This window comes from Sphingobium sp. BHU LFT2, assembly GCF_018604485.1.
GTDB classification, from domain to species: domain Bacteria; phylum Pseudomonadota; class Alphaproteobacteria; order Sphingomonadales; family Sphingomonadaceae; genus Sphingobium; species Sphingobium yanoikuyae_A.
This window is the reverse complement of record NZ_JAFCGW010000111.1, coordinates 1-250: the sequence shown is the minus strand read 5'-3', so window position 1 is coordinate 250 and position 250 is coordinate 1. Positions and strand designations below refer to the sequence as shown.

General features: G+C 64.0%; 1 protein-coding gene. It reads left to right on the top strand.

Going from position 1 to position 250, the window contains the following annotated elements; all coding sequences use genetic code 11:
• A partial coding sequence (locus JQK15_RS26710) for a DODA-type extradiol aromatic ring-opening family dioxygenase (RefSeq protein WP_502956890.1) occupies positions 1-250 on the top strand: 250 nt, incomplete at both ends.

Here is a 250-nt window from a genome sequence, read left to right as displayed (position 1 = left end):
GAGAGCTTCCCCGAGGATCTCAACGTGCAGATCTGGGGCACGGGCGGCATGAGCCACCAGCTTCAGGGGCCGCGCGCCGGCCTCATCAATGCCGAGTGGGATAATCGTTTCCTCGACCTGATGAGCCAGAGCGACGATGGCGAGGCGCTGCGCGCGATCGAGCATATCGAATATCTGCGCGAGACCGGGTCCGAAGGGATCGAGATGGTCATGTGGCTGATCATGCGCGGGGCGCTGGGCGACAAGGTCC